Source organism: Pseudomonas sp. MF7453, assembly GCF_016405455.1.
GTDB classification, from domain to species: domain Bacteria; phylum Pseudomonadota; class Gammaproteobacteria; order Pseudomonadales; family Pseudomonadaceae; genus Aquipseudomonas; species Aquipseudomonas paralactis.
This window is the reverse complement of the sequence record NZ_JAEKCN010000043.1, coordinates 1-2,991: the sequence shown is the minus strand read 5'-3', so window position 1 is coordinate 2,991 and position 2,991 is coordinate 1. Positions and strand designations below refer to the sequence as shown.

The 2,991-nt window shown below is 51.6% G+C and carries 1 rRNA gene; it reads right to left on the bottom strand.

Features of this window, described 5'->3' with window-relative positions:
- Window positions 1-71: 71 nt before the first annotated feature.
- Window positions 72-2,963, bottom strand: a 23S ribosomal RNA gene (locus tag JFT63_RS29270).
- Window positions 2,964-2,991: the final 28 nt, after the last annotated feature.

The window sequence follows — 2,991 nt, the reverse complement described above, 5'->3', positions numbered from 1 at the left end:
TCGAACTTTCGGTTCATTGCGTCTTCACACACCGCAATCTGGCCTTTCGACTCAAATTGCTTGGGTGTTATATGGTCAAGCCTCACGGGCAATTAGTATTGGTTAGCTCAACGCCTCACAGCGCTTACACACCCAACCTATCAACGTCGTAGTCTTCGACGGCCCTTCAGGGAACTCAAGGTTCCAGTGAGATCTCATCTTGAGGCTAGTTTCCCGCTTAGATGCTTTCAGCGGTTATCTATTCCGAACATAGCTACCCGGCAATGCCACTGGCGTGACAACCGGAACACCAGAGGTTCGTCCACTCCGGTCCTCTCGTACTAGGAGCAGCCCCTCTCAAATCTCAAACGTCCACGGCAGATAGGGACCGAACTGTCTCACGACGTTCTAAACCCAGCTCGCGTACCACTTTAAATGGCGAACAGCCATACCCTTGGGACCGGCTTCAGCCCCAGGATGTGATGAGCCGACATCGAGGTGCCAAACACCGCCGTCGATATGAACTCTTGGGCGGTATCAGCCTGTTATCCCCGGAGTACCTTTTATCCGTTGAGCGATGGCCCTTCCATACAGAACCACCGGATCACTAAGACCTACTTTCGTACCTGCTCGACGTGTCTGTCTCGCAGTCAAGCGCGCTTTTGCCTTTATACTCTACGACCGATTTCCGACCGGTCTGAGCGCACCTTCGTACTCCTCCGTTACTCTTTAGGAGGAGACCGCCCCAGTCAAACTACCCACCATACACTGTCCTCGATCCGGATAACGGACCTGAGTTAGAACCTCAAAGTTGCCAGGGTGGTATTTCAAGGTTGGCTCCACGCAGACTGGCGTCCACGCTTCAAAGCCTCCCACCTATCCTACACAAGCAAATTCAAAGTCCAGTGCAAAGCTATAGTAAAGGTTCACGGGGTCTTTCCGTCTAGCCGCGGATACACTGCATCTTCACAGCGATTTCAATTTCACTGAGTCTCGGGTGGAGACAGCGCCGCCATCGTTACGCCATTCGTGCAGGTCGGAACTTACCCGACAAGGAATTTCGCTACCTTAGGACCGTTATAGTTACGGCCGCCGTTTACCGGGGCTTCGATCAAGAGCTTCGCGTTAGCTAACCCCATCAATTAACCTTCCGGCACCGGGCAGGCGTCACACCCTATACGTCCACTTTCGTGTTTGCAGAGTGCTGTGTTTTTAATAAACAGTCGCAGCGGCCTGGTATCTTCGACCGGCATGAGCTTACGGAGCAAGTCCTTCACCCTCACCGGCGCACCTTCTCCCGAAGTTACGGTGCCATTTTGCCTAGTTCCTTCACCCGAGTTCTCTCAAGCGCCTTGGTATTCTCTACCCAACCACCTGTGTCGGTTTGGGGTACGGTTCCTGGTTACCTGAAGCTTAGAAGCTTTTCTTGGAAGCATGGCATCAACCACTTCGTTATCTAAAAGATAACTCGTCATCAGCTCTCGGCCTTAGAATCCCGGATTTACCTAAGATTCCAGCCTACCACCTTAAACTTGGACAACCAACGCCAAGCTGGCCTAGCCTTCTCCGTCCCTCCATCGCAATAACCAGAAGTACAGGAATATTAACCTGTTTTCCATCGACTACGCTTTTCAGCCTCGCCTTAGGGACCGACTAACCCTGCGTCGATTAACGTTGCGCAGGAAACCTTGGTCTTTCGGCGTGGGTGTTTTTCACACCCATTGTCGTTACTCATGTCAGCATTCGCACTTCTGATACCTCCAGCAAGCTTCTCAACTCACCTTCACAGGCTTACAGAACGCTCCTCTACCGCATCACTTACGTGATACCCGTAGCTTCGGTGTATGGTTTGAGCCCCGTTACATCTTCCGCGCAGGCCGACTCGACTAGTGAGCTATTACGCTTTCTTTAAAGGGTGGCTGCTTCTAAGCCAACCTCCTAGCTGTCTAAGCCTTCCCACATCGTTTCCCACTTAACCATAACTTTGGGACCTTAGCTGACGGTCTGGGTTGTTTCCCTTTTCACGACGGACGTTAGCACCCGCCGTGTGTCTCCCATGCTCGGCACTTGTAGGTATTCGGAGTTTGCATCGGTTTGGTAAGTCGGGATGACCCCCTAGCCGAAACAGTGCTCTACCCCCTACAGTGATACATGAGGCGCTACCTAAATAGCTTTCGAGGAGAACCAGCTATCTCCGAGCTTGATTAGCCTTTCACTCCGATCCACAGGTCATCCGCTAACTTTTCAACGGTAGTCGGTTCGGTCCTCCAGTTAGTGTTACCCAACCTTCAACCTGCCCATGGATAGATCGCCCGGTTTCGGGTCTATTCCCAGCGACTAGACGCCCTATTAAGACTCGCTTTCGCTACGCCTCCCCTATTCGGTTAAGCTCGCCACTGAAAATAAGTCGCTGACCCATTATACAAAAGGTACGCAGTCACCCAACAAAGTGGGCTCCCACTGCTTGTACGCATACGGTTTCAGGATCTATTTCACTCCCCTCTCCGGGGTTCTTTTCGCCTTTCCCTCACGGTACTAGTTCACTATCGGTCAGTCAGTAGTATTTAGCCTTGGAGGATGGTCCCCCCATATTCAGACAAAGTTTCTCGTGCTCCGTCCTACTCGATTTCATGACTAAGAGATTTTCGCGTACAGGGCTATCACCCACTATGGCCGCACTTTCCAGAGCGTTCCGCTAATCTCAAAGCCACTTAAGGGCTAGTCCCCGTTCGCTCGCCACTACTAAGGGAATCTCGGTTGATTTCTTTTCCTCAGGGTACTTAGATGTTTCAGTTCCCCTGGTTCGCTTCTTGCACCTATGTATTCAGTACAAGATAACCATCTTATGATGGCTGGGTTCCCCCATTCAGACATCTCCGGATCAAAGTCTGTTTGCCGACTCCCCGAAGCTTTTCGCAGGCTACCACGTCTTTCATCGCCTCTGACTGCCAAGGCATCCACCGTATGCGCTTCTTCACTTGACCATATAACCCCAAGCAATCTGGTTATACT